The sequence below is a fragment of the Fortiea contorta PCC 7126 genome (assembly GCF_000332295.1).
In the GTDB taxonomy this organism is placed as follows: Bacteria; Cyanobacteriota; Cyanobacteriia; order Cyanobacteriales; family Nostocaceae; genus Fortiea; species Fortiea contorta.
The window spans coordinates 4,116,380-4,139,519 of record NZ_KB235930.1 but is presented as its reverse complement, the minus strand read 5'-3'; the positions used below and the strand labels follow the sequence as shown (position 1 = coordinate 4,139,519).

Annotated in this window: 17 protein-coding genes and 1 tRNA gene; 7 read left to right on the top strand and 11 right to left on the bottom strand. The window is 41.7% G+C overall.

Annotated features, from left to right (window positions below):
* The first annotated feature begins 95 nt into the window (after positions 1-95).
* Entirely contained in the window at positions 96-1,637 is a 1,542-nt protein-coding gene (locus MIC7126_RS0119185) for a bifunctional ADP-dependent NAD(P)H-hydrate dehydratase/NAD(P)H-hydrate epimerase (RefSeq protein ID WP_017654790.1), read from the top strand.
* A gap of 26 nt (positions 1,638-1,663) precedes the next feature.
* Here the strand turns inward: MIC7126_RS0119185 and MIC7126_RS0119180 are convergent.
* The 5 genes from MIC7126_RS0119180 to glcD form a co-directional block, all read right to left on the bottom strand.
* Positions 1,664-1,735, bottom strand: a tRNA-Lys gene (locus MIC7126_RS0119180).
* 55 nt (positions 1,736-1,790) lie between these two features.
* On the bottom strand, positions 1,791-4,034 hold the full coding sequence (locus MIC7126_RS0119175; RefSeq protein WP_017654789.1) for a GAF domain-containing protein: 2,244 nt from the start codon (positions 4,032-4,034) through the stop codon (positions 1,791-1,793).
* A gap of 429 nt (positions 4,035-4,463) precedes the next feature.
* A complete protein-coding gene (locus MIC7126_RS0119170; protein WP_017654788.1) occupies positions 4,464-5,066 on the bottom strand; it encodes a hypothetical protein in 603 nt (200 codons plus the stop codon).
* Positions 5,067-5,100: 34 nt separating this feature from the next.
* Positions 5,101-6,342, bottom strand: a complete 1,242-nt coding sequence (locus MIC7126_RS0119165) for a glycoside hydrolase family 10-like protein (RefSeq protein ID WP_017654787.1) — start codon at positions 6,340-6,342, stop codon at positions 5,101-5,103.
* Between the two features lie 250 nt (positions 6,343-6,592).
* Positions 6,593-8,065: a glycolate oxidase subunit GlcD gene (gene glcD, locus MIC7126_RS0119160; RefSeq protein WP_026100380.1), complete on the bottom strand. Its 1,473-nt coding sequence runs from the start codon at positions 8,063-8,065 to the stop codon at positions 6,593-6,595.
* A gap of 215 nt (positions 8,066-8,280) precedes the next feature.
* Here glcD and MIC7126_RS0119155 point away from each other — a divergent pair, with 215 nt between their 5' ends.
* Positions 8,281-9,072: a Uma2 family endonuclease gene (locus MIC7126_RS0119155; protein WP_017654785.1), complete on the top strand. Its 792-nt coding sequence runs from the start codon at positions 8,281-8,283 to the stop codon at positions 9,070-9,072.
* Between the two features lie 67 nt (positions 9,073-9,139).
* Here the strand turns inward: MIC7126_RS0119155 and MIC7126_RS0119150 are convergent, their stop codons facing one another.
* Positions 9,140-9,874: a GDSL-type esterase/lipase family protein gene (locus MIC7126_RS0119150; RefSeq protein ID WP_017654784.1), complete on the bottom strand. Its 735-nt coding sequence runs from the start codon at positions 9,872-9,874 to the stop codon at positions 9,140-9,142.
* A 54-nt stretch (positions 9,875-9,928) separates the two neighbouring features.
* The gene (miaA, locus tag MIC7126_RS0119145) at positions 9,929-10,822 is read right to left on the bottom strand and encodes a tRNA (adenosine(37)-N6)-dimethylallyltransferase MiaA (protein WP_017654783.1); all 894 of its coding nucleotides are present in this window, start codon (positions 10,820-10,822) and stop codon (positions 9,929-9,931) included.
* A 225-nt stretch (positions 10,823-11,047) separates the two neighbouring features.
* On the opposite strand from miaA, the gene gyrB reads away from it, so the two are divergent.
* The 3 genes from gyrB (at position 11,048) to rpoD (ending at position 16,522) form a co-directional block, all read left to right on the top strand.
* On the top strand, positions 11,048-12,985 hold the full coding sequence (gyrB, locus tag MIC7126_RS0119135; protein ID WP_017654781.1) for a DNA topoisomerase (ATP-hydrolyzing) subunit B: 1,938 nt from the start codon (positions 11,048-11,050) through the stop codon (positions 12,983-12,985).
* 235 nt (positions 12,986-13,220) lie between these two features.
* Positions 13,221-13,901: a fasciclin domain-containing protein gene (locus MIC7126_RS0119130; protein WP_017654780.1), complete on the top strand. Its 681-nt coding sequence runs from the start codon at positions 13,221-13,223 to the stop codon at positions 13,899-13,901.
* Between the two features lie 1,448 nt (positions 13,902-15,349).
* Positions 15,350-16,522 carry an RNA polymerase sigma factor RpoD gene (gene rpoD / locus MIC7126_RS0119120; RefSeq protein WP_017654778.1) on the top strand — a complete coding sequence of 391 codons (1,173 nt, stop codon included), beginning with the start codon at positions 15,350-15,352 and terminating at the stop codon, positions 16,520-16,522.
* Positions 16,523-16,648: 126 nt separating this feature from the next.
* On the opposite strand, the gene MIC7126_RS0119115 is transcribed toward rpoD, so the two are convergent.
* Together MIC7126_RS0119115 and hpnI are read right to left on the bottom strand one after the other, a co-directional pair.
* Positions 16,649-16,828 carry a chlorophyll a/b-binding protein gene (locus MIC7126_RS0119115; protein WP_017654777.1) on the bottom strand — a complete coding sequence of 60 codons (180 nt, stop codon included), beginning with the start codon at positions 16,826-16,828 and terminating at the stop codon, positions 16,649-16,651.
* 398 nt (positions 16,829-17,226) lie between these two features.
* Positions 17,227-18,366 (bottom strand): bacteriohopanetetrol glucosamine biosynthesis glycosyltransferase HpnI, encoded by a 1,140-nt coding sequence (gene hpnI / locus MIC7126_RS0119110; protein ID WP_026100378.1) that lies wholly within the window; start codon positions 18,364-18,366, stop codon positions 17,227-17,229.
* Positions 18,367-18,613: 247 nt separating this feature from the next.
* Between hpnI and MIC7126_RS0119105 the strand changes: the two genes are divergently transcribed.
* Complete coding sequence (locus tag MIC7126_RS0119105) at positions 18,614-20,245, top strand: cyclic peptide export ABC transporter (RefSeq protein ID WP_026100377.1); 1,632 nt, start codon at positions 18,614-18,616, stop codon at positions 20,243-20,245.
* A 1-nt stretch (position 20,246) separates the two neighbouring features.
* A complete protein-coding gene (locus MIC7126_RS0119100; protein ID WP_026100376.1) occupies positions 20,247-20,618 on the top strand; it encodes a DUF2237 family protein in 372 nt (123 codons plus the stop codon).
* 18 nt (positions 20,619-20,636) lie between these two features.
* Here MIC7126_RS0119100 and hpnK read toward each other — a convergent pair whose 3' ends face one another.
* Together hpnK and hpnJ are read right to left on the bottom strand one after the other, a co-directional pair.
* A complete protein-coding gene (hpnK, locus tag MIC7126_RS0119095) occupies positions 20,637-21,521 on the bottom strand; it encodes a hopanoid biosynthesis-associated protein HpnK (protein ID WP_017654773.1) in 885 nt (294 codons plus the stop codon).
* 158 nt (positions 21,522-21,679) lie between these two features.
* Positions 21,680-23,140: a hopanoid biosynthesis associated radical SAM protein HpnJ gene (gene hpnJ / locus MIC7126_RS0119090; RefSeq protein ID WP_017654772.1), complete on the bottom strand. Its 1,461-nt coding sequence runs from the start codon at positions 23,138-23,140 to the stop codon at positions 21,680-21,682.

Genomic DNA, 23,140 nt, shown 5'->3' with positions numbered 1-23,140 from the left:
CTTTTCAAACATTCTCTTACAGCCTTGCTGGTACGCTTTGACGCTTTTTATCCTATTCTTTAAAAAGTGAAGAGTTAAATAACAACTCATAACTAATGCAAAATAGGCAGGAACAAATTTCCCAAATCGTTGTTACCGCAGCGCAAATGCGAGATATTGAAGCGCGAATTTTTGCCGCTGGAATGCCTGTAGCAGCTTTGATGGAAAAGGTGGCGGGATTAATTGCTCGTCGTATTCAACAAATTATTCCCCAGATTAATTTTCGTGTGGGGTTTTTAATTGGCCCTGGACATAATGGGGCTGATGCTTTAGTTGTCGCCCGTGAATTACATTTTCGCGGTTATTTTGTTTGGCTTTATAGTCCTTTTTCTCAACTCAAAGAATTAACTTCTCAACATTTGCAATATGCTCAGAGTTTGGGTATTTGCTGTTATGAAAATGTGGAAGAATTGCCAGATTGTGATTTAATTGTTGATGGGTTATTTGGCTTTGGCTTGACAAGAAATATTACTGAGGCGATCGCTACAGCCATTAATCATTTCAACGCACTGCATCAACCAATTTTCAGCATAGATTTACCATCTGGTTTACACACTGATACGGGTGCAGTTTTGGGAACTGCAATTCGAGCTACTCATACTTTTTGTTTGGGTTTGTGGAAGCGGGGTTTATTACAAGACCAAGCTCTAGATTATGTCGGTAAAGCTGAGTTAATTGATTTTGATATTCCCTTGGCGGATGTGCAAGCTATATTAAAAGATGCACCAAAAATTAGACGCATTACTCAAGCCACGGCGTTGTCAACGTTACCTTTACCTCGTCCCCCAGTCACCCACAAGTATAAAGAGGGACATTTATTGTTAATTTGCGGTTCGCGACGCTATGCTGGTGGGGCAATTTTAACAGGTTTGGGTGCTCGTGCTAGCGGTGTGGGGATGCTGTCGATAGCGGTACCAGAATCTCTCAAACCGCTGTTGGTGTCACATTTACCAGAAGCGCTGATTGTTGGTTGTCCGGAAACAGAGTCGGGGGCGATTGCTCAGTTACAATTACCAGAGAAGGTGAATTTAAGTGCATTTCAGGCGATCGCTTGTGGCCCTGGTTTAACTGCAGATGCTACCCCCATTGTCCAACAAGTTATAGAGAGCGATCGCCCTTTGATTCTCGATGCTGACGGTTTGAATATCCTGGCACAAATGGGAACCATCCCCACCTTGCAAAACCGCCAAGCTGTAACTATCCTCACACCCCACACAGGTGAATTTAAGCGATTATTTCCGGAAACTCCGGACGCTAATCAAGATAGAATCACATCTGTACAATCCGCTGCGACGCAGACAGGGGCTATCATCTTGTTAAAAGGAGCGAGAACGGCTGTAGCCAATCCCCAAGGCGCAGTTTGGATTAATCCGGAAAGTACCCCAGCTTTAGCCCGTGGTGGTAGTGGCGATGTACTCACAGGCTTACTCGGTGGATTATTAGCCCAAACTATCACTAGAAAAATTCCCGTTGAGGATATTGTCGCCACTGCTGCTTGGTGGCATTCACAAGCAGGTATTTTAGCAGCCCACGAGCGCACAGAGTTAGGTGTTGATGCCTTTACCCTGGCACAATATTTGATTAAAGCTCTGATTTAGTTAAGTGTTTAAGCTTTTAACGGTAGTGGGTGACCTGAGATTCGAACTCAGAACCAATAGATTAAGAGTCTACTGCTCTACCGTTGAGCTAGTCACCCACACGAAAACCCATATTAGCAAACTTCTCACGGATTTGCTAGTACAAGATTACCTTTATCTTTGCCAAGCTCCAAGAGGAAATTCTACAATAAATGTCGTCTCACTCCCGCTACTTTCTAGATGAATTTTCCCCCCCAGGTGTTTGACCATTTTCTGCACCAAGGATAATTCTAGACCTGTACCGCTGTATTTCCAGGGGTCATTTTTAGAAAGGCGATAGAACGGCTCAAAAATCCGCGACATCTGTTGAGCAGGAATTTCTAAGCCGGAGTTGTGGAAGCTAATTTGCACTGTATCCATAACCAAATTAGCAGATACGGTGATTGATTCTCCTGACGGTGTATGTTTGCAGACATGGCTTAATAGTTCGGTAAAAATCCGCTCTAGTCGGATAATATCCGTTTGTAAAGGCGGGAGATCAGTTTCAATCGTCAGGTTTAATTGCTGTCTTTGACAAGCGGTGAGTTCTCGAAAAGACTCGACAATGGGGGGGAGCCAAGTTTGTAAGTCGATGGTGATTAAAGTTTGGGGATCTGGTGTGGCTTCGAGATATGTGAGTGTGAGTAGGTCGTTAATTAATTTACTACCTCGACTGCATTCGTTGTGCAAAATCTGCAAAAGTTGCGGAACTAGCTCTGGATCTAATACTCCCTCTGGTGTGAGCACGCCCTCCAGGGTTTGAGCTGCAAGGCTGATGCTGGTTATGGGTGTCCGCAGTTCATGGGAAAGGGTACGGAGAAATTCATTTTTGATGTGTTCAATTTTTTCGATTTCTCTCACGTGCACTTGGGTGATTTCCTGGAGTCTGGCGCGACGAATGGCGATCGCACATTCATCTGCAATTTGTTGCACCAAAGCGATCTCAAATTCGTCGAATGCTTCTTGTTCTGGTCTAATTAACCAAAGATTACCAATTATTCCTTGCTGATCAAAGATGGGACAAGCCATCTGACTGACGATTAATAACTTGGGATGCCATCCTGGTATAATTTCTACGCTTTGTACGACTTGTTTTCGCAATAGTTGCGGATAAACTTCGGGAAAGTCTGCAATCTGTCTAGTTAATCCTAGACACATCGGTAAACTGGCTGTATATTCGTAAGCGACTGTGACTGAAGTATGACATGGGCTATAAATTTCGATTTGGCAACGATCAAGTTGCCATAAATCTGCTAATTCTTGGATCACGGTTGGTAATATGTGAGCCTCGTCTACATTGTCGCGGATTTGTGCGGTAATGCGTCTTAATAGGGCTTGATAGTCGCGTCGATGCTCCAACTGTGACTGTAGCTGTGCTTTCAGATTTTGTATTTGCTGTTGTAGTTGTGTTTGCTGGGCGGCGATCGCAATTTGGGCGGCTATTTGTTTGAGTAATTCGGTTTCTTTTTGTTCCCATTGATGGGGTTCTAGACAATGTTGAGCAATTAATAGTCCCCACAAATCTTCATTTAACAGAATTGGTACAACTAAATTGGCTCTCACCTGTAATGAAGCGAGAAAATCTCTTTGACAAGGGTGTAAGCCGGCGGCGTAAATATCTTCAATTACTTGAATACAACCGCGCCTGTAACGTTCTCGATGTTGGGAGTTAAAACAGGGGTCTTGGATATTTTTTCCGAGTAAAGGCCCGCTAGCTGCTATGGTCGATTCTGCAATGATGATCCCGCTACCATCTGGCTGAAACTGGTAAATGAGGAGGCGATCGCTCTCTAATATTTGTCGCAGTTCTTTGACTGTTTTTTGCACAATTGTTTCTAAATTTTGTGCTTGGCGAATTCTCCGGGCGATCGCTTCTAATAATCGCTCCCGTTCTATCTGAAATCGTTCACTTTGTCCTATGTACCCGCCGACACTAATTTTACTACTAGTCCCAATCAATCGATAAATTCTGGCGTTAACGTCCCGCAATGGTGTCAGGGTTGTACTCCACCAAGTTTTAATTCCCTGGAATTGCAAGCATTGTTCATAGGAAATGGTTTTGCCAAATAATACGCACTCAGTGTAGTGCTGACGCACGGTAGCAGCATCGACTGGCGAGAGAATATCTTCTGGTTTTTTCCCTCTGAGATCCTCTGATCTCATCCCTAACCACCGTTCATGAGTCGGATTGAGCGCCACGTACTCGAAATCCCCATCTTTTAAAACATCTACCACAAAAATTGATGCCTGCACAGAATCATACATGCTCAATAAAAACTGCTCGCCACTATTTTTTTCATCTACCTCTGTGCCGGTAAGAAAATATGGGGTTGATAGATTTGTCAACTTTGCAGTTGATTCCGATTGATTAATATTCATCCGAGAGTCCCTGTATGGTTGTATTGACTCATCTAGGCGCTCTCTGCGATCGCGCTGGTAAAATGCTTTTTAGCGCCTAAAATTCTAGGGTCGTTAGCCCTTTTTCATCGACAATTTTTGCTGTTTTTACTTCTGACCAGAAATATCAGAAATTTTATGGCGGTAAGTTTAATAAACCCTGCTCTCTGAATACGAACATAAATAGCAGGTTAGTGCAAATTCAGTGGATTTGATTGTTAATAATTACCCAAGATTGTTGCATATGTCTTCAGTGGAATCAAGTGATTTATTAATTTTTCGTGACAATTCTTAATATCATTATTATTTAGTATTATCAGCCCGTGAAGAGGATGCATCCCTCCCAGGATAAAACATTATCAGCCTCAGGAGCCAAAGGGAATAGGGGAGCAAGGAATAATAAAAGACAAACTACCTTGGCAGCAATTTATCAGCTTTCATACCCGTCAAGACAGCAACCAACAACCAGGTGATGGCTAATCCGACGATTTCACCTAAATATAATTGTGTCAATTGGCGTAAGATGCTGCCAATAACAGAACCCACGGGTACTGCTACAGTCCAACTTACGGCGCTGATGAATATCCATCGCCAAGCGGAGGGGGCTAATTTGTAGATTGCTAACCATTGAGCGAATCCCAGTCCAAAACCGCCAGTAGCGCCAGCAATCAACCCGGAAAAGATTCTTAAAGGTAACTGCTGAGTTGTCGGTACCATCCAACCAAGAGCACCAATACCGATAGCTGTAATCACCGCCCAACCCAACACAGTTGATAACACCCACTTGAAGGATAATGTATGGTGTCTGAGCACTAAGCTTTGAGAAACAGCGACTGCTAGCCCACCTACCACAGCTTGCAGTACTCCCATATCCGACTTTTCGCCAATTTCAATGAATAATAAACTCAGTAAAAAACCGCTAAAAGTAGCGGCAGTCCATTGTAATGTAAAGCTCAATTCAGTTTTGGCAAGCACTAATTGTATCAACTTTTCTGACCTATAATTTGCAGACATTCAGCAGATAGGATACCTGCTAAACCTAATTTATTCATTTTGAATTCCTCAGTAATGGTCTTGTAGCTTTAGTATCAAATATTTCTGAAAAAGCCCTGCGTCTTTGTTGGGGTGACTCAGGTGAGATGTAACCCCATAAACTTTCCCAGTAGAAAAAAGAGAGTCCGGGAAATTGGCGATCGCGCACTGCCTCGACCTGTTCTATAATCTGTGCAATTTCCACAGGGTCACGCAAAGTACCCGTAGATATCCCCACACCTACAGGAATTTGACTGCGAGCAAATTCTACAGATGGCTGTTCTAATTCATTAATAAAACTTTTTTTGTCATCTCGATATACTTGCAAAATTAACTCATCTACTAAACCTTTTTTGATCCAATCTTCCCAATTTTGTAAATAATATTTATAAGCAAAAGCTTGAGAATTGGGAGATAGAGAAATTTTAGCATCAGGTTTAACTGCTTTCACCCCTTGATAAATTGCTGCCATAAAATTAGTAATTTTATTCGCTCGCCAACCCATCCATTCTGGATTAAAAAAATCTTTGGGAGGACTTTTACCCTCATGTTCTTGCTGATAAAGTTGAATAGTTAAGGGATCATAACCAAACTGTACCGGCATTCCAAAATGATCATCTAACTGAATTCCATCCACATCATAATTACTTACAACCTCAACAATTAATGCCTTAATAAACTCCTGAACTTGCGGATGCAAAGGATTTAGCCAAGCTAATTTAATAGCAAAGTTATGATTGATATCTTCAGGTGATGTTTCTTTAACAGAGTTTACACCCGCTTGTCCAATCGTCAACCAATCAGGATAGCGCCGAGCTAATTCTGAATCAAACGGCGTCATCAAACCATATTCAAACCAAGGAATAACACTTAATCTTTGAGGTTTAGCAAGTTTAATCAATTTTGCTAAAACATCCTGTCCACCATGCATAAATTTCAGCAAAGGTTGAACCTTAGCACCTGTAACATTTTCAGCAACAACACTGTGATAAAAAGTGTATCCTCGATTCCAAACTACAGGATAAATCGTATTAAAATTAAGTGCCGATAGTTGGTGCAAAGCACGGTTAATTCCCCACGGTACAAAAAATACACCACTAGCAACATTAGTTAGCCAAACGCCACGAATTTCTGCTGTGGTTGGAGGACTTGCTTTTTGGTAATAAACTGAACCTGAAGGGAGTGCAAATGCAACTAAGCATAATATTAATTCCAAACATAGCAAGTAACAAAAACAACGGCGAGCAAACCGATTCATTATGTAGGTTTGACTTCCTAGTGAAGGGATACATATAACTACAAAATAAATTTAGTCCCTCCGGATTATGTAGAGACAAAATAACATACTATCAAAATAAGAAAATCTCACATAGAGGCGTCAACAAAAACAGAGTTTTCCTAATTCGCATCTGCTGATTTAAATTTTGAAAACTCTGCGTACCTCCGCGCTGACTCCGCGTGACGGACGTTTTGCTCAAGTCGGCTTCTCTGCGTTAAAATGAGCTAGATTAAAATCTTTCCACACCTTCAAACTGTTTGAAATTAGCAGAATTTGCTGCTTCACCGCAAGTGCGTGGTGTCGGAAACATCTTACCCGGATTTGCTAAACCTTGGGGATTAAAAACTTGTCTTACCCATTGCATAGTTTCTAAATCGGCTGCACTAAACATTTCTGGCATGTAGCACTTTTTATCAGCACCTATACCATGTTCACCAGAAATACTACCACCAACTTTTACGCAAAGTTTAAGAATTTCTCCTCCTAATTCTTCCACCTTTTCTAAAGCTCCAGGTAGGGAATTATCATAAAGAATTAGTGGATGAAGATTACCATCACCAGCATGGAATACATTAGCAACCGGGTAGCCAAATTTTTGACTTAAAGCCTCAATTTCTCGCAGTACATAAGGTAATTGAGTTCGAGGAATAACGCCATCTTGAACATAATAATCTGGGCTTAAATTTCCAGCAGCCGCGAAAGCAGCTTTGCGTCCTTTCCACAATTTTAATCGGGTTTCGGGGTCACTGGCAGAGGTGACATTTCGTGCTCCATTCTGGCGACAAATTTCTGCCACTCGCTGTTTATTTTCAGCAACTTCGATTTCCAAACCATCAATTTCTACTAACAGAATAGCTGTTGCATCACGGGGATAACAATTTGTGGCGACAACATCTTCCACAGCATTGATGCTGAAATTATCCATCATTTCCATTCCACCAGGAATAATCCCGGCGCTGATGATATCAGAAACACTAGCCCCTGCTGCTTCAACGCTGGTAAAATCTGCTAGTAATACACAAATTGACTCGGCACTTTTAAGAATTTTAAGAGTAATTTCTGTAGCGATTCCTAAAGTACCTTCTGAACCGACAAATACGCCTGTTAAATCATAACCGGGCATTTCGGGAATTTGTCCACCCAAATCGACAATTTCACCCTCAGCCGTGACAATTTTTAACCCTAAAACGTGGTTAGTGGTAACACCATACTTGAGACAATGCACTCCACCAGAATTTTCAGCAATATTACCCCCAATTGAGCAGATAATTTGGCTAGAAGGATCGGGAGCGTAGTAAAATCCCGCACCACTGACAGCTTGTGTTACCCAACTATTAATTACCCCTGGTTGGACGATAGCGCGTTGATTTTCTAAATCTATATTTAGTATTTGCCGCATTAAGGAAGTAACAATTAAAACCGAATTCTCTAACGGTAAAGCACCACCAGATAAACCAGTACCAGAACCACGCGCAATGAAGGGTATGGAATATTCATTGCATATCTTCACTGCCGCCGCAACTTGTGCTGTTGTTCTAGGTAGCACCACCAGTGCTGGGCGTTGGCGATAGCAAGATAACCCATCACACTCATAGGTAATGAGTTCTTCCTTGCGTTGAACTACGCCGTTTTTGCCCAACACAGCCTCAAATTTTTTGATGATGGGTTTCCAGTTGTGTTGTTGTTTATCTTGGATAAGCATAGGTGGTTGCTGATGGAATGGAGATGCAGCTTGTATCAATATTGTGGCAGGAGTTAGAAAAAAATGCGATCGCTCTGAGTGCATTTATTGATAGTGTGTAGTCAGCAGAGCTTAAAATAAATTTTCGCACAATTATACTAATAAACAATCAGCAGCTAGCTACCACTCTTAATCAATTAAGCTATAAATAACGCTCTCAAATACTGGATAAAGTCATGGTTCAGCAAGTTCTAATCAATGATGATGATTACTATGTGCCAGATGCTAACCAGCTAGTCACTGAAGATGATACACCTGTGGATAATTTTGCATCTGCCAAACAACAACGCCTTTTAATCAGTTCTCTTTACAGTTCTTTACAAAATCAGACTTTTTTAGCTGAAGCTAATGTAGGTATTTACTACACAGACTTACAGCCCTCTATTGTACCAGATGTCTTTCTCAGCTTGGATGTCCAAGTACCTGAAAATTGGTGGGAAAAACAAAATCGTTGTTATATGGTTTGGCGTTTTGGGAAAACACCGGAAGTTGTCATCGAAATTGTTTCCAATAAACAAGGTGATGAACTGGGAAAAAAGCTGCAAATTTATGAAAATATGCGGGCTAGTTACTATATCGTTTATGACCCAAATCAACAATTAGGAGAAAACGTACTGCGCGTTTATGAACTTAGGGGTAGATACTACACAGAAATTTCAGAACCTTGGTTAGAACAAGTTGGTTTAGGTGTAACTTTATGGGAAGGTAAATTTGAAGCAAGACAGGATATTTGGTTACGCTGGTGCTATCAAGATGGTAATGTTTTGCTCACTGGTGATGAATATGCCGAACAAGAACGTCAACGGGCTGAACAAGAACGTCAACGAGCTGAACAAGAACGTCAACGAGCTGAACAAGAACGTCAACGAGCTGAACAAGAACGTCAACGAGCTGAACAAGCAGAGCAACGCGCTCAATTATTAGCAGAAAGATTGCGGGCTATGGGGATAGATCCGGATAGTTTATAATTCATTGCTGACAAATTAGTATAGCCTGTTTGATAGTCGTTTCTACAGGCTATTTTCACACGATTTATTATTCGACATATTTTTCAATCACCTTTTTCCATACCAAATATCCTTGACCATTTAAATGCAACCCATCTAGAGTATATTGATCTTCTAATTGATGTTCTGAATCTGCTAAATGTGAAAATATATCAATATATTGATATTTATATTGTTGTGCTAATTCTTTCAAAGCGAGATTGAACTTGATTATGTTGTGATTATTTTGCCAATAACGACTGATTTTATTGTTAACAGGTAAAACACTTTGAATAAATACTTCTGTGTTCGGGGTTTGATTTTTTAATTCAATCAAAATATTTTGATAATCTGTTAAAGTTTGGTTGATGGATTTGCCTTGATTGTTCAAATCATTGATACCAATCATCATGAAGATTTGGCGCGGTTTTGACTCTATGATTTCTGGAAGGCGATTTAATATTCCAACCGTTGTATCACCTGAAATTCCTCGATTTTTGGCGTAAGATTTACCCAGTAATTCCGTCCATTCACCTTCATCAGTGATACTGTCACCTAAAAATATGACTGTATTTTCTGATTTTACTAATAGTTCAAACTGGCTTTTTTTATGTACATAATAAACTGAATAGCCACTGTCAATCTTTTTAAAAATATCAGGCAAATAACTTTTAATTGGAGATAATAAACCGTAAGTTTTGGCTAGGAATAAATTGAGTGATAACAGCAAAATATTTAAACCTATAGAAATCAATAAAAAAAGATTAATTTTATTGTTAATCATATAATAAAGATGTAAAACACGTGGTAAATATTGACTGTTTTTTTATCTCTTAAACTAGGAAATAAATTCCTGTATTCGCTGCAAAACAACGTTTAATAAATTAGGGTGCTCTAGATCAAACCACTCAATTTGAGGATATGCACGAAACCAAGTCCGTTGTCGCTTTGCAAACTGTCGCGTGTGCAAAACTATTAATTCTTTAGCTGCATCTAGGGAAATTTCTCCAGTCAAATATTGCTTAATTTCTTGATAGCCTAAAGTATCTAACAAATTTAAATCAGCTCCATATTTGTGACAAAGATACTCAACCTCGCTAACTAAACCGTTTGTGATCATCTGTTCAGTACGTTGTCGAATCCGTTCACCTAATCGTTCAACATTCCCATCTAACCCGATTTGTAAAATTGGATAATTTGGTGGATTCTCTCCTTGTTGTTCTGAAATCGGAATTCCCGTAACATAATACACCTCTAAGGCTCTAAGAGTCCGTACCGAATCGTGAGCATGAATTTTTTGGGCGGCAACGGGATCAACTTGTTGTAACATAGCGTAAAGCTGCGTTTGTTCAAAAAATGTCAGTTGCGATCGCAATTCTGGTTGTGCTGCTACTCTGGGAATCTTCATCCCTTGGACAACAGAACGAATGTATAAACCTGTACCTCCTACCAGCAAAACAGGAGTATCAGGGAAAGAAGAAATTAAAGCTTGCGCTTGCACTTGATAATCTGCTACCGTCATCGTATTTGTCGGGTCGCAAATATCTATGAGATAATGGGGCACTAATTTTTGTTCTCCCCTTGTTGGTTTTGCAGTACCAACATCAAACTCACGGTACACTTGGCGAGAGTCTGCACTGAGAATCACAGCACCCAGTCCCATAGCCAAACCCAACCCCAAGCCAGATTTACCCGTCGCCGTCGCGCCACAAATTACAATCAATTTAGTCATTTGTCATTAGTCATTAGTTACTTGTTTTTCTCTTCCTTGCTCCCTGAACACTCCCATTCTCTCCATCCCTCCACGTCTGAATATCATAAAGGGTTGCAACCCCCGTACAAACTTCCCATCAAATTGCTCTACAGACGCCACCAAGGCTTTTGTGTTAAAATTTTGGAGTGATTTAACTTTTTTTGTCCTTTGGGCGATTTCAACCCCACGATCAGGAGAATTTTCATGACGAGCAGTTACAGTGCCGATCAGATTCAAGTTCTGGAAGGTCTGGAAGCCGTCCGCAAACGACCAGGAATGTACATTGGTACTACAGGCCCGCGGGGACTCCACCATTTAGTTTACGAGGTAGTGGATAACTCCGTTGATGAGGCTTTGGCAGGTTACTGTACCCATGTCGAAGTGGATCTCAATGCTGATGGTTCTGTGACAGTTACAGATGATGGTCGGGGTATCCCTACTGATATTCACCCAAAAACAGGAAAATCGGCGTTGGAAACTGTGTTGACGGTACTGCACGCTGGCGGTAAGTTTGGCGGTGGCGGCTACAAGGTTTCTGGGGGATTACACGGGGTAGGGATTTCTGTTGTGAACGCCTTGTCTGAGTTTGTGGAAGTGACAGTTTGGCGGGATAAAAAAGCTCACCTCCAGCGCTATGAACGCGGTTTTCCGGTGAGTGAGTTGCAAGTAAAGCCTCACAAAGAAGCTAAAACTGGGACTTCTGTTACCTTTAAACCAGATTCACAAATTTTTACCCTGAGTACGGAGTTTGACTACATCACTTTAGCCGGTCGCTTGCGGGAACTAGCTTATTTGAACGCTGGTGTCAAAATTACTTTTGCTGACAATCGGCTAGAACTGCTAAAAAGCGACACACCCAAGGTAGAAACCTACGAATACAAGGGTGGTATTAAAGAGTATATTGCCTACATGAACCGCGAGAAACAACCTTTACATGAAGAAATTATCTATGTACAGGGGGAACGCAACAATGTTCAAGTAGAAGTGGCTTTGCAGTGGTGTACAGATGCTTACACAGACAATGTTTTGGGATTTGCTAATAATATTCGCACAGTTGACGGTGGTACTCACCTAGAAGGCTTGAAGGCGGTGTTGACTCGGACATTAAATGCGATCGCCCGCAAACGCAATAAAATCAAAGAAAATGAAGCCAACCTCAGCGGTGAACACGTCCGTGAAGGTTTAACAGCAGTCATTTCCGTCAAAGTTCCCGATCCCGAATTTGAAGGACAAACTAAAACCAAACTTGGTAACACGGAAGTCCGCGGAATAGTCGATTCTTTAGTAGGCGAAGTTCTCACCGAATACTTAGAATTTCACCCCAGTGTCGCCGATGCAGTCCTAGATAAAGCTATTCAAGCCTTTAAAGCTGCAGAAGCAGCCCGTCACGCACGGGAGTTAGTGCGGCGCAAATCTGTGCTGGAATCGTCGCCATTACCTGGTAAACTCGCTGATTGCAGCTCCCGTGATCCCGGCGAATCCGAGATATTCATCGTTGAAGGCGATTCAGCGGGCGGTAGCGCCAAACAAGGACGCGATCGCCGTACCCAAGCCATCCTGCCTCTACGCGGTAAAATTCTGAATATCGAGAAGACTGACGACGCCAAAATTTATAAAAACAACGAAGTCCAAGCGCTAATTACCGCCCTGGGTTTGGGTGTCAAAGGTGAAGAATTCGACGCCTCCCAACTACGTTATCACCGGATTGTGATTATGACGGATGCTGACGTAGATGGAGCGCACATCCGTACACTGTTGTTAACATTCTTCTATCGCTACCAGCGTTCACTCATAGAGCAGGGCTTCATCTACATTGCTTGTCCGCCACTATTCAAAGTAGAACGTGGGCGCAATCATGAATATTGCTATAGCGATCGCGAACTGCAGCAGTACATCGCTACTCTTCCTAGCAACGCTAACTATAACATCCAACGCTTCAAAGGTTTAGGTGAAATGATGCCCCAACAACTTTGGGACACCACCATGAACCCAGAAACCCGCAAAATGAAGCAAGTAGAAATTGAAGATGCAGCCGAAGCCGATCGCATTTTTACAATTTTAATGGGCGATCGTGTTGCACCAAGACGCGAATTTATCGAAACCTACGGTTCTAAACTTAACCTCACGGATTTAGATATCTAAGCCTTGCTGCTACACGAATAGACAAAAGAAACCAGACTGATCAAGGTAATGGGTGAGAGCGTTAGACCAATCACCCATTACCTTTTTTATTCGTTTCTTTTGGCTGATGACGAAATAAGAAATTAGCTAACTTTGCTCATGAAAGCTTACAGTTTCTGCAAACTACGTCATTAGACTGAGGGACAGACACCGGAAATTTATTAACTATTATCAATAATTGTCTTTATATGAACCTATGAAAACGAGCAAAGGAATTGTACGCAAAGCTTTATTCAATATTGTTGGTGGATGTAGCCTTCTAGCTTTGTCCGCCTGTGCTGAACCCGTGACGCAAACACCAACAACAACTACCGCCTCTCCTTTAGCAGAAACACCAACAACTACCGTCCCTCCCGTGACGCAAACACCAACAACACCCATTCCTACAATCACAGCCACTCCCACTGCTAGCCCCAACCAAAATTTAGTACAACAGCTACAGTCATCAGCCAATCAGGGACAGTTTCAAACCCTAGCTAAAGCTGTACAAGCTGCAGGCTTAACTGACAGGCTATCTGCACCAGGGCCTTACACAGTTTTCGCACCCACTGACGCCGCTTTTGCAGCTTTGCCAAAAACAACTTTAGACAATCTCCTCAAGCCAGCAAATAAGCAAAAATTAGTGCAGCTTTTGTCTTATCACGTTATCCCAGGGCGGATTACCGCTACTGAACTTAAATCTGGTCAAGTTAAAACCCTTGAGGGTAGTCCAGTAACAATCAAGGTAGACCGTGCCAGCAACACAATTACCGTTAATGGTGCTACAGTAGCTCAGGCAGATATCCCAGCCAGTAACGGCGTGATTCACATAGTTGATCAGGTGATTGTGCCCACAGGGTTTAAAGTCAGTTTGAAAACTAACCCTACAAGGCAGTAGTTTAGTCATACTACGGTTCCCCGGTTTGATTTAGGGGATAAACACAAAGAAATACCGGGGAAAATCTATTTGAGATGATTACGTAGATTAAGATTATTTAATAAGATATATGAACATTGAAAAACTAAGTAAAAATAAGTATAACAATTGTGCAAGTCAGTAGAGCCTTAAATTATTGCTCTACGGCTAGTAATTGATTTAGCTCAGGAGTTAAAACAACATTTGTTATCCTCAAAAGAGCTAAACTCTATCATCTATCAAACAACATCTAGTTAAGTATGCCAAGTAAGAATAAATACAAGTAATTTTTCTCATAAGTTTGAAAGCCTTAAAGCTCACATACAATTAAGTGTATTTCTTGAAGAACATGGTAGAAAAGCAACTAGCCAACTTTTTTGTGTTGCTATTTCTCATTGCTAACAGTAAATACAATTTTGTTGTCAAATGACCTTTACAATCATAATTTTGCCGTATTGGCGACCAAGATTGTAGATATGTACGATACACTTTTACCTTACAGTACGACAATATTAATCATCCTCAATGTCAAATCCTTGATCAATTGATTAAAATGTCGTTGTATGGCTCAAAAAAAGTGTGTCAAGCTTGATCAAGCTGAATTATCAGCAGTGCGCTAACGTGTGAATAAGGCCAAATCAGTTAAATTTTCATTCGACTGTCTTCTGGCTGATTTCGCCACAACCCTTACTCATCAGTTTAGGTATTGGTATGTACAAGGCAGAATTCCTAAAAGCAAGCACCATCATACTTGCTGTATATAAACTGCCAAAAGTATTACCTTTGTCTACGGAGTTGGTTATTTATAAAGGAAATGTAAAAATGGGTGCACTAATGCTGACCACCTGAGTTAACATAAAATGCGCTATTGCTAAGTGATTGATATTGTGCATCATACTAAAAATCATTCACTGGCATGTTTGTCTTCATCTTAATGTAATGAGAATGCCACTAAAATTCCAAAAAGTTTTCAAAAAGATTTCCAGGTACAAGCACCCTTTCTCAAGTCTTTTTGATGATGGTGGCTTTAACTTACTAAATGACTTGATGATTAACACACAAAAAGAGTGCAATTTCTGTGAAACAGGCTACAATCGGAACAGTCTTTAGTCAGAAAATCTGCCGACAACCACATCCTTTTGTTTGTCGTAGTGAGTTTTTTGATCAAGACGTGTCTTTTTTTTGACCAGTCAGTTGTAAGGTTGTGTGCGAAAGCAACACATATAGCTTTTACTGAAGTGGGCAGAGCAGCTTTTACAGCGGTTTTCACACTTAGTAATAAACTCCTTTAAGGGAGAGACAAAAACGCCGAAAATATTGTTGGTAAATTAGCCAAAAACAATATTTTCAGCTTTGAAACTAGCTCATTTATGATGAGCAGTAAGCACATCTTGAGTAATTGATTCTGCAAGGAGCATGAGGAACGCGGCATGAACCAGGCTAACAACGTACTCGAAAGCATTTATCAGCCTGACCTAGAAATGATAAATCAGCCTGAGCTCGAGTTAGAAGAACTCTTAATAGACGATGAAGAGGACTTGCTGATCACCGATGATGGCGAAATTGATGAGTTTTTAGAGCCTCAGTCTGATGAGGACGACGCAAAGTCTGGAAAAGCCGCTAAATCGCGTCGTCGGACACAAAGTAAAAAAAAGCATTACACCGAAGATTCGATTCGCCTTTACCTACAAGAGATTGGTCGAATTCGTCTGTTACGAGCAGATGAAGAAATCGAATTGGCGCGGAAAATTGCCGATTTGTTGGAATTAGAAAGGGTACGAGAAAGACTTTCAGAACAGTTGGATCGTGACCCTAAAGATAGTGAATGGGCAGAAGCTGTACAACTACCATTACCAGCCTTTCGCTACCGCCTACATATTGGTCGGAGGGCGAAAGATAAGATGGTGCAATCTAACCTCCGCCTTGTGGTTTCAATTGCCAAGAAATACATGAATCGGGGCTTATCTTTTCAAGATTTAATTCAAGAAGGTAGTCTTGGCTTGATTCGCGCCGCAGAAAAGTTTGACCATGAAAAGGGTTATAAGTTTTCTACATACGCTACATGGTGGATTCGTCAAGCAATTACCAGGGCAATAGCTGACCAATCTCGCACTATCCGTCTCCCAGTTCATCTATACGAAACTATCTCACGGATCAAGAAAACCACCAAGCTGCTTTCTCAAGAAATGGGTCGCAAACCCACCGAAGAAGAAATTGCGACTCGCATGGAAATGACTATTGAGAAACTGCGGTTTATTGCTAAATCCGCTCAATTACCTATTTCACTAGAAACGCCCATAGGGAAAGAAGAAGACTCCCGATTGGGCGATTTTATTGAATCCGACGGTGAGACACCAGAAGACCAAGTTTCCAAAAATCTCCTTCGTGAAGATTTGGAAAAAGTCCTTGATAGTCTCAGCCCCAGGGAAAGAGATGTTCTCCGACTTCGTTATGGCTTAGATGACGGACGAATGAAGACTCTTGAGGAAATTGGACAGATTTTTAATGTTACTCGTGAACGGATTCGTCAAATTGAGGCGAAGGCTCTCCGTAAGTTACGTCACCCAAATCGTAACAGCGTTCTCAAGGAATATATCCGCTAGAGATTAGTTCTGTGTCATTTGTCTAGATTGTATGACAAATGGCACATAAACAAAAAACAAAAAGCCTGGAAGTGTAAGTTCACTTCCAGGCTTTTTTTATGCGTGACTTATCTTGAATATTAAAGCTTAGAGAATGCCCCAGAAGTGTAAAAAGCCTTCACCAGAGAACAATTCTATCAAAGCAGCTGCGAGAAAACCGATCATCGCCAAGCGACCGTTCCAAATTTCTGCTTGTGGAGTAAAGCCCCAGCGCCAAGCATTACGATCTTCAACTACAGGAGCCGCGATTCTTGTTGTGTCTGTCATGGTTAGTACTCCAAATTGGATTTACGAATAATTATTGCGTCTATGTAAATTAATATAACAATTTTTTTGAGAAATGCAATGTTTATCTGTATTTTTATTTCTAAAGCTTGACACCAAAGACAACATTTGAGATTCAAAATTAACCAAGACATCTATCTGAAGATAGAATCGCTTGTTTTTAAAAGCACCTTTTAGTACTGAATTGTGATTTAACTAGATGTCATAATGAGAGTTTATATCAATTATTCTATTTGAATTCCGGCTCATTTACATAACTTTCTGGAGGATTGGCTCAAATTTTATTAATAAAAACTGGCATTTAATGCAGAGATTATTTATGAGTTTTGCAGACTGAAGAAATCAGAAATAAACTCTGGGTGGGAAAACCGTGCGATCGCTTAGACCACAGTAGTCATTTTACCGCCCCTACCCAGCCTCAACTGCTGTCCCCGCCATTGTATTGTGCTACCCATCCAGCCTAGACACCAAATCACAAAGCTAATTAAATCACGCACAGGAATCACCCACCAAAACTTTTTGGCAACTGGGTCATGCAAAATTTTTACGCTTACAACCCAACCCATTAACAGTCGCATTACCCAAGTAATAATTAACACTAGCCATCCTAGTGTTGAACCACCCGTAGCCACCAACAACAACAAGCTATTGCAAGTACCATGAGTCAACAGTAGTCCCAAATAATCCCAAGGTCGGGAAACCCGGATACAACGCGCCCAGCGGATTTGTCTTTGAATAGCATCAAATAAAGTGCTGGTTTCTAAAACATGGTCAACTATATAATCTGAGAGTATAACTTTGTAACCCGCTTGGGCTGGTAAGTATCCCAGTTGGAAATCATCAGCCAAGTAATCAGCGATCGCTCCAAATCCGCCGATCGCCTTTAGCACTTGTTGACGAATAACAATAGTCGAACCGAAAGCAAATTTTATCCCGGAATTTTGGTTGCTGACTAAAACTCCTGTGGGGAAATCAGTAGCAGTTCCGACTGCTTCTAAAGTTGTCACCCATCCTGCTGCTAGGGAGCGATATAAACAAGTGACTACACCCACATTGTCGTCTTGTAAAGGTTGAATTACTCGTTGTAAATAGTCCTTACCCACACGGATATCACTATCAGCCATCAGCAAAACTTCATGTTTAGCCGCAACCACAGCATTAGCCAGATTGCTGACCTTGAGGTTAGCGCCAATAATGCGATCGCTCACGACCAATTGCACATCCACCTGTGGGAACTGGAGGATCAACTTTTCGACAACCGCAATTACTGGGTCATGGCGATCGCGCACCGCAAAGACAATCTGATATTCTGGATAATCTTGCTGACAAAATGACGCCAGATTGGTTTGAGTGTCACGATCTAGCCCACAAACTGGTTTGAGAATGCTGATGGCTGGGTGGAATTGGGAATTTATGGACTGGGGATGGCGAATAAAAGCGATCGCTGCATAAATTCCATAGCCATAGAAGATCACAGCTGCTAAACAAAGAATTAACAGCACTAGCTCGATCATTGACATGTGCACAAAGCCTTAAAAAGCAGATACTAGCGCCAAAGCTTAGTATACAGCAAGCAAGATTACTAAAGACTAGGGATGAGTAGTCAGGGCATACCTCATACCTTTTCAGGTGAGATGATACAAATAAATTTTTTCAGCAAAAAACAGCTAACTTATAGTTTTAAAATCATATTAGTCAAGGCTCATTAATAGCGATCGCCATCTCACTTCGAGAAGACCAAATTTCACAACTTAGGCATTAGTAATCATGAATCTGATTCTTTTTCTGCTACGTTCTTCTTGGAGGATGGTGACGATAGCCATTGTCACAGGATTCCTAAGTGGTGGTAGCAGCGCTGGATTAATCGCCCTCATCAGCGCTGCTGCTAACGGTGGTACTTCTATATCCATAGCATATATAGCTTGGTGGTTTTTAGGGCTAGTAGCAGTGGCTCTCATCACCAGTATCATTTCCCAAGTAATGCTGATTCGCTTATCACAAAATGCTGTTTTAGAATTAAGATTGCGCTTAAGTCAGCAGATATTGGCTTCGGAATTAAGTCATTTAGAACAGTTAGGAAGTCCCAGAATTTTAGCCACTTTAACAGATGATGTACAAGCTGTTGCTAACTCTGTGTATGTAATTCCTTTTTTGTGTATTGATTTGGCAATGGTTTTAGGTTGTCTAGTTTATATTACTTGGTTATCTTGGTTAATTTTGTTAATTTTAGTCAGTTTAATGGTGGTTGGAATAGGTAGCTGTCAGTGGCTATTAAATAGAGGCGGAAAACTCTTAGCCTTGGCGAGAGAAGACCAAGATATGCTATTCAAGCATTTAGGCACTATTACCGATGGAGTCAAAGAACTCAAACTAAATTATCAACGCCGCCAAGTATTTTTGTCAAAATATTTGCAAGCAGCAGCTAATAGATTTCGGCGTCACAATGTGGATGGACTAACTCTATTTGCCACCACTACTAGCTGGGGTAAGCTCCTGTTTTTCTTCGCTATTGGTTTTTTAATATTTGCTCTGCCCAAGTTAATTAGTATTAGTCCTCAAACTTTATCTGGCTACATTTTGACTTTTACTTATTTAATGTTGCCGATGGATAATATCGTCAGCAATCTGCCTCAAATCAGCAAAGCTAATGTTGCTTTAAAAAAAATAGAATCTTTGGGTTTATCTTTGGCTAGCCGCTCAGAATTGTCAACAGTACCACCAGATTTAAAAACTTCTTGGCAAAAGTTACAATTTCAAAAAGTTACTCATAATTATTATTCGGAAACAGAAGATAATGGTTTTAATCTCGGCCCTATCAATTTGACTTTGTATCCCCAGGAAATAGTATTTATTGTTGGTGGTAATGGCAGCGGTAAATCTACTTTGGCGAAACTAATTACCGGACTTTATATCCCAGAAAGTGGAGACATATTCTGGGATGGAGAAGCAATTAATCAACAAAATCGAGAATGGTATCGGCAACATTTTGCAGTCATTTTTTCGGATTTTTATTTATTTGCAGAACTTTTAGGATTAGAAAATCCTGATTTGGATATTCAAGCTAGAGATTACCTCAAACAACTGCAATTAGACCATAAAGTAAAAATAGCAAATGGGCAGCTTTCAACAACAGCGCTTTCTCAAGGACAACGGAAACGATTAGCTTTGCTCACAGCTTATTTAGAAGACAGACCGATTTATTTATTTGATGAATGGGCTGCTGACCAAGACCCAATATTTAAAGAAATTTTCTATACTCAACTGCTACCAGAATTGAAACAGAGAGGGAAAACTGTATTAGCAATTAGCCACGACGATCGCTATTTTCATCTAGCAGACCGGATAGTCAAATTAGAATACGGCAAAATTGAATATGACAAGCACTATCAAGGAATATAAAATGTCAGCAGCTAAAAATGTACTCAATACAAACCTGGAGATGTGTTGTAGCTCTCCCATGACTGGCTATTATCGTGATGGATTTTGTCATACAGGCGGTCAGGATTTTGGGATGCACGTTGTTTGTGCTCAACTGACAGCAGAATTTTTACAGTTTACTAAATCTCAGGGAAACGACTTGAGTACACCAGTACCTCAATTTAATTTTCCCGGATTGCGGCCAGGCGATCGCTGGTGTTTATGTGCTGCTCGTTGGCAAGAAGCTCTAGAAGCTGGTGTTGCGCCACCAGTGGTGCTTGCAGCTACTCATATCAGAGCCTTGGAAGTCTGCAATCTCGCAGATTTACAACAACACGCTCTCACCCCCTCATAACCTGCAGGTTGGTTACATTTAGCGGTGTTGCTGATTGCAATAGTCAATCCAGTTAATTCGCTCAAAACCATTAGCTGATAGCGCTTCCCGGACTTGATCACTCAACAGCGCTGTCAGTTCCATTTCTCCAGACTGCGGCGGGCCATTCAGTGGTTCCCCAGTCTTTAATACTGCTGGGTGTGAATAAATTTCTACTAAATCGGCTTGAATTTGCGGTATCAGATTTAGCAAATATGCCTCGTTCATCTTCCCAGTTTGCAGCAACCCGTAGACCTGCTCGGCAAAACTGATATTATGAGCTTTTAATAAACCCTCACCGTAGCGCCGCAAGCCACCAAACACACCAGACCACGCCAGCTTAGTTAGCAAATTGTGCTTGTCCAGCTTCAAATTTAGCCTCAATTCTTCCTTTGGTAGCCTGATGACTTTGATATCAAACTCTGGCGCTAACTCTACCAATATACGTAAAATTACTGGATGAGTGTGTAAATGTAAATGCCCATCCACATGAGACAGGGACAACCCAGAATTATGAAATTTTTTTAATTGGGCGCGGATTTCTCGCCATAGTTCCTCACGGATAGCGGGATGGAATTGGTAACGCAACCCAGCTTGCAGAGGACTGTTAGAAAAATTGCCCATAGCGTCAACCAGATGGGGAATCTGGGAAGGTGGTAGGGCCGACTGACCGCATACTAATACTAAATGTAACCCGACAGCCAAACTGGGGTGATTACGTGCCCAGGCGATCGCCTCCTCAGCCGCATCACCCGTTACCATCAAACTGGTGCTAGTTAGCACCCCTTGTTCATGGGCTTGGATAATCGCCTGATTGACACCGTGAGAAAAACCGAAATCATCGCCATTAATGATAGCGAAGCGTGGACGTTGGGAATTAGGCATAGAGGAGTGTGGGAAGTGTGGGGGGCGTGGGATGAGGGGAAGGTGTGAGGGGTGTGGGAAGAGGGGGAGGTGTGGGAGGAGGGGAAGCATAAATTCTTTTTCTCTTTGCACTCCCTCATATCCCTCATCCCTACTCCCTAGTCTCTAGCCCCTACTCCCTACTCCCTAGCCCCTACTAGATGTTTAGCATTGGCGGTGGCTTGGTTGCGGCGTTCTTTGAGGTAGGAGAAAAACTCTCCACCTTCGCGCAGACGACGTACCAACATCTGGCGATCGCCCAACATTTCGCGCACAATGGGGATAATCGCTTGGGGACGGAAGTAGAATTTGCGGTACATGCGCTCGACTGCATCTTCAATCGCCGCACTGGAAAGATTGGGATATTGCAGTGTTGAGGTTTGAATACCGGAGTTAGCCACTAAAGATTGATCTGTAAACCAGCCGTTTTCCTTGGCTTGTTCATAAAGTTCCGTACCGGGGTAGGGTGCGGCGATGGAAACTTGGATGGTGTGGGGGCTGAGTTCACAGGCGAAACGGATTGTTTCTTCGATAGTTTCCTGAGTTTCCACAGGTAAACCGATAATGAAAGTGCCATGAACGGTGATGCCAAGTTTGTGGCAATTTTTCATAAATTCCCGCGCCACTTCCAGCTTGATACCCTTTTTGATGCGGTTGAGAATATCTTGATTACCAGATTCAAAACCAACCAGTAACAACCGCAGACCGTTGTCGCGTAATGTTTTTAGGGTATCATAATCGAGATTGGCACGGGCGTTGCAACTCCATGTTAATTTGAGTCGCTGCATGTGTTCACTAATAGCGATCGCCCGATGTTTATCAATGGTGAAAGTATCGTCATCAAACATATATTCCCGCACCTTGTCGCCAAAAATTGCTTTGGCTTCCTCCATCTCTCGTCCCACAGCTTCCGGGCTTTTATGACGATAGAGATGTCCACCGATAGTTTGCGGCCAGAGACAGAAGGTGCATTTTGCTGGACAACCACGCCCAGTGTAAAAGGAAATGTAGGGATGCAGTAGGTAGCCGATAAAGTATTTGTTGATGTCTAAGTCACGGGCGTAGGTGGGGAGGACACTAGGCATAGCATCCCAGTCGTGGATTAATGGACGTTCTTCATTGTGGCAGATATCATTGTGGCGATCGCGGTAACTCAAACCTTTGATTTGTGCCCAGGGTTTGTCTTCGGCTAGTTCTTTGCAGGTATAGTCGAATTCGTTGCGACAAACAAAATCAATCACCGGGTGGTCTCGTAGTGTCTCTTCTGCTAAAACGGCTACATGGGCGCCAACAAAGCCAATTTGGACATCTGGATTTTGGGCTTTAATCGCTTCCGCACACTTGACATCATTACTCAGTGAAGGTGTGCTGGTGTGCATAATAACCAGCTCGTAATCCTTGGCGATTTCTAGCACATCTGCCACAGTTTGATTATGTGGTGGCGCATCTACCAGCTTGCTACCAGGAACAAGGGCTGCAGGTTGAGCCAACCATGTAGGATACCAAAAAGATGTAATTTCGCGCTTGGCTTGGTATCTTGAGCCAGCACCGCCATCAAACCCATCGAAGGAAGGAGGGCTGAGGAATAGAGTTTTTTTCAC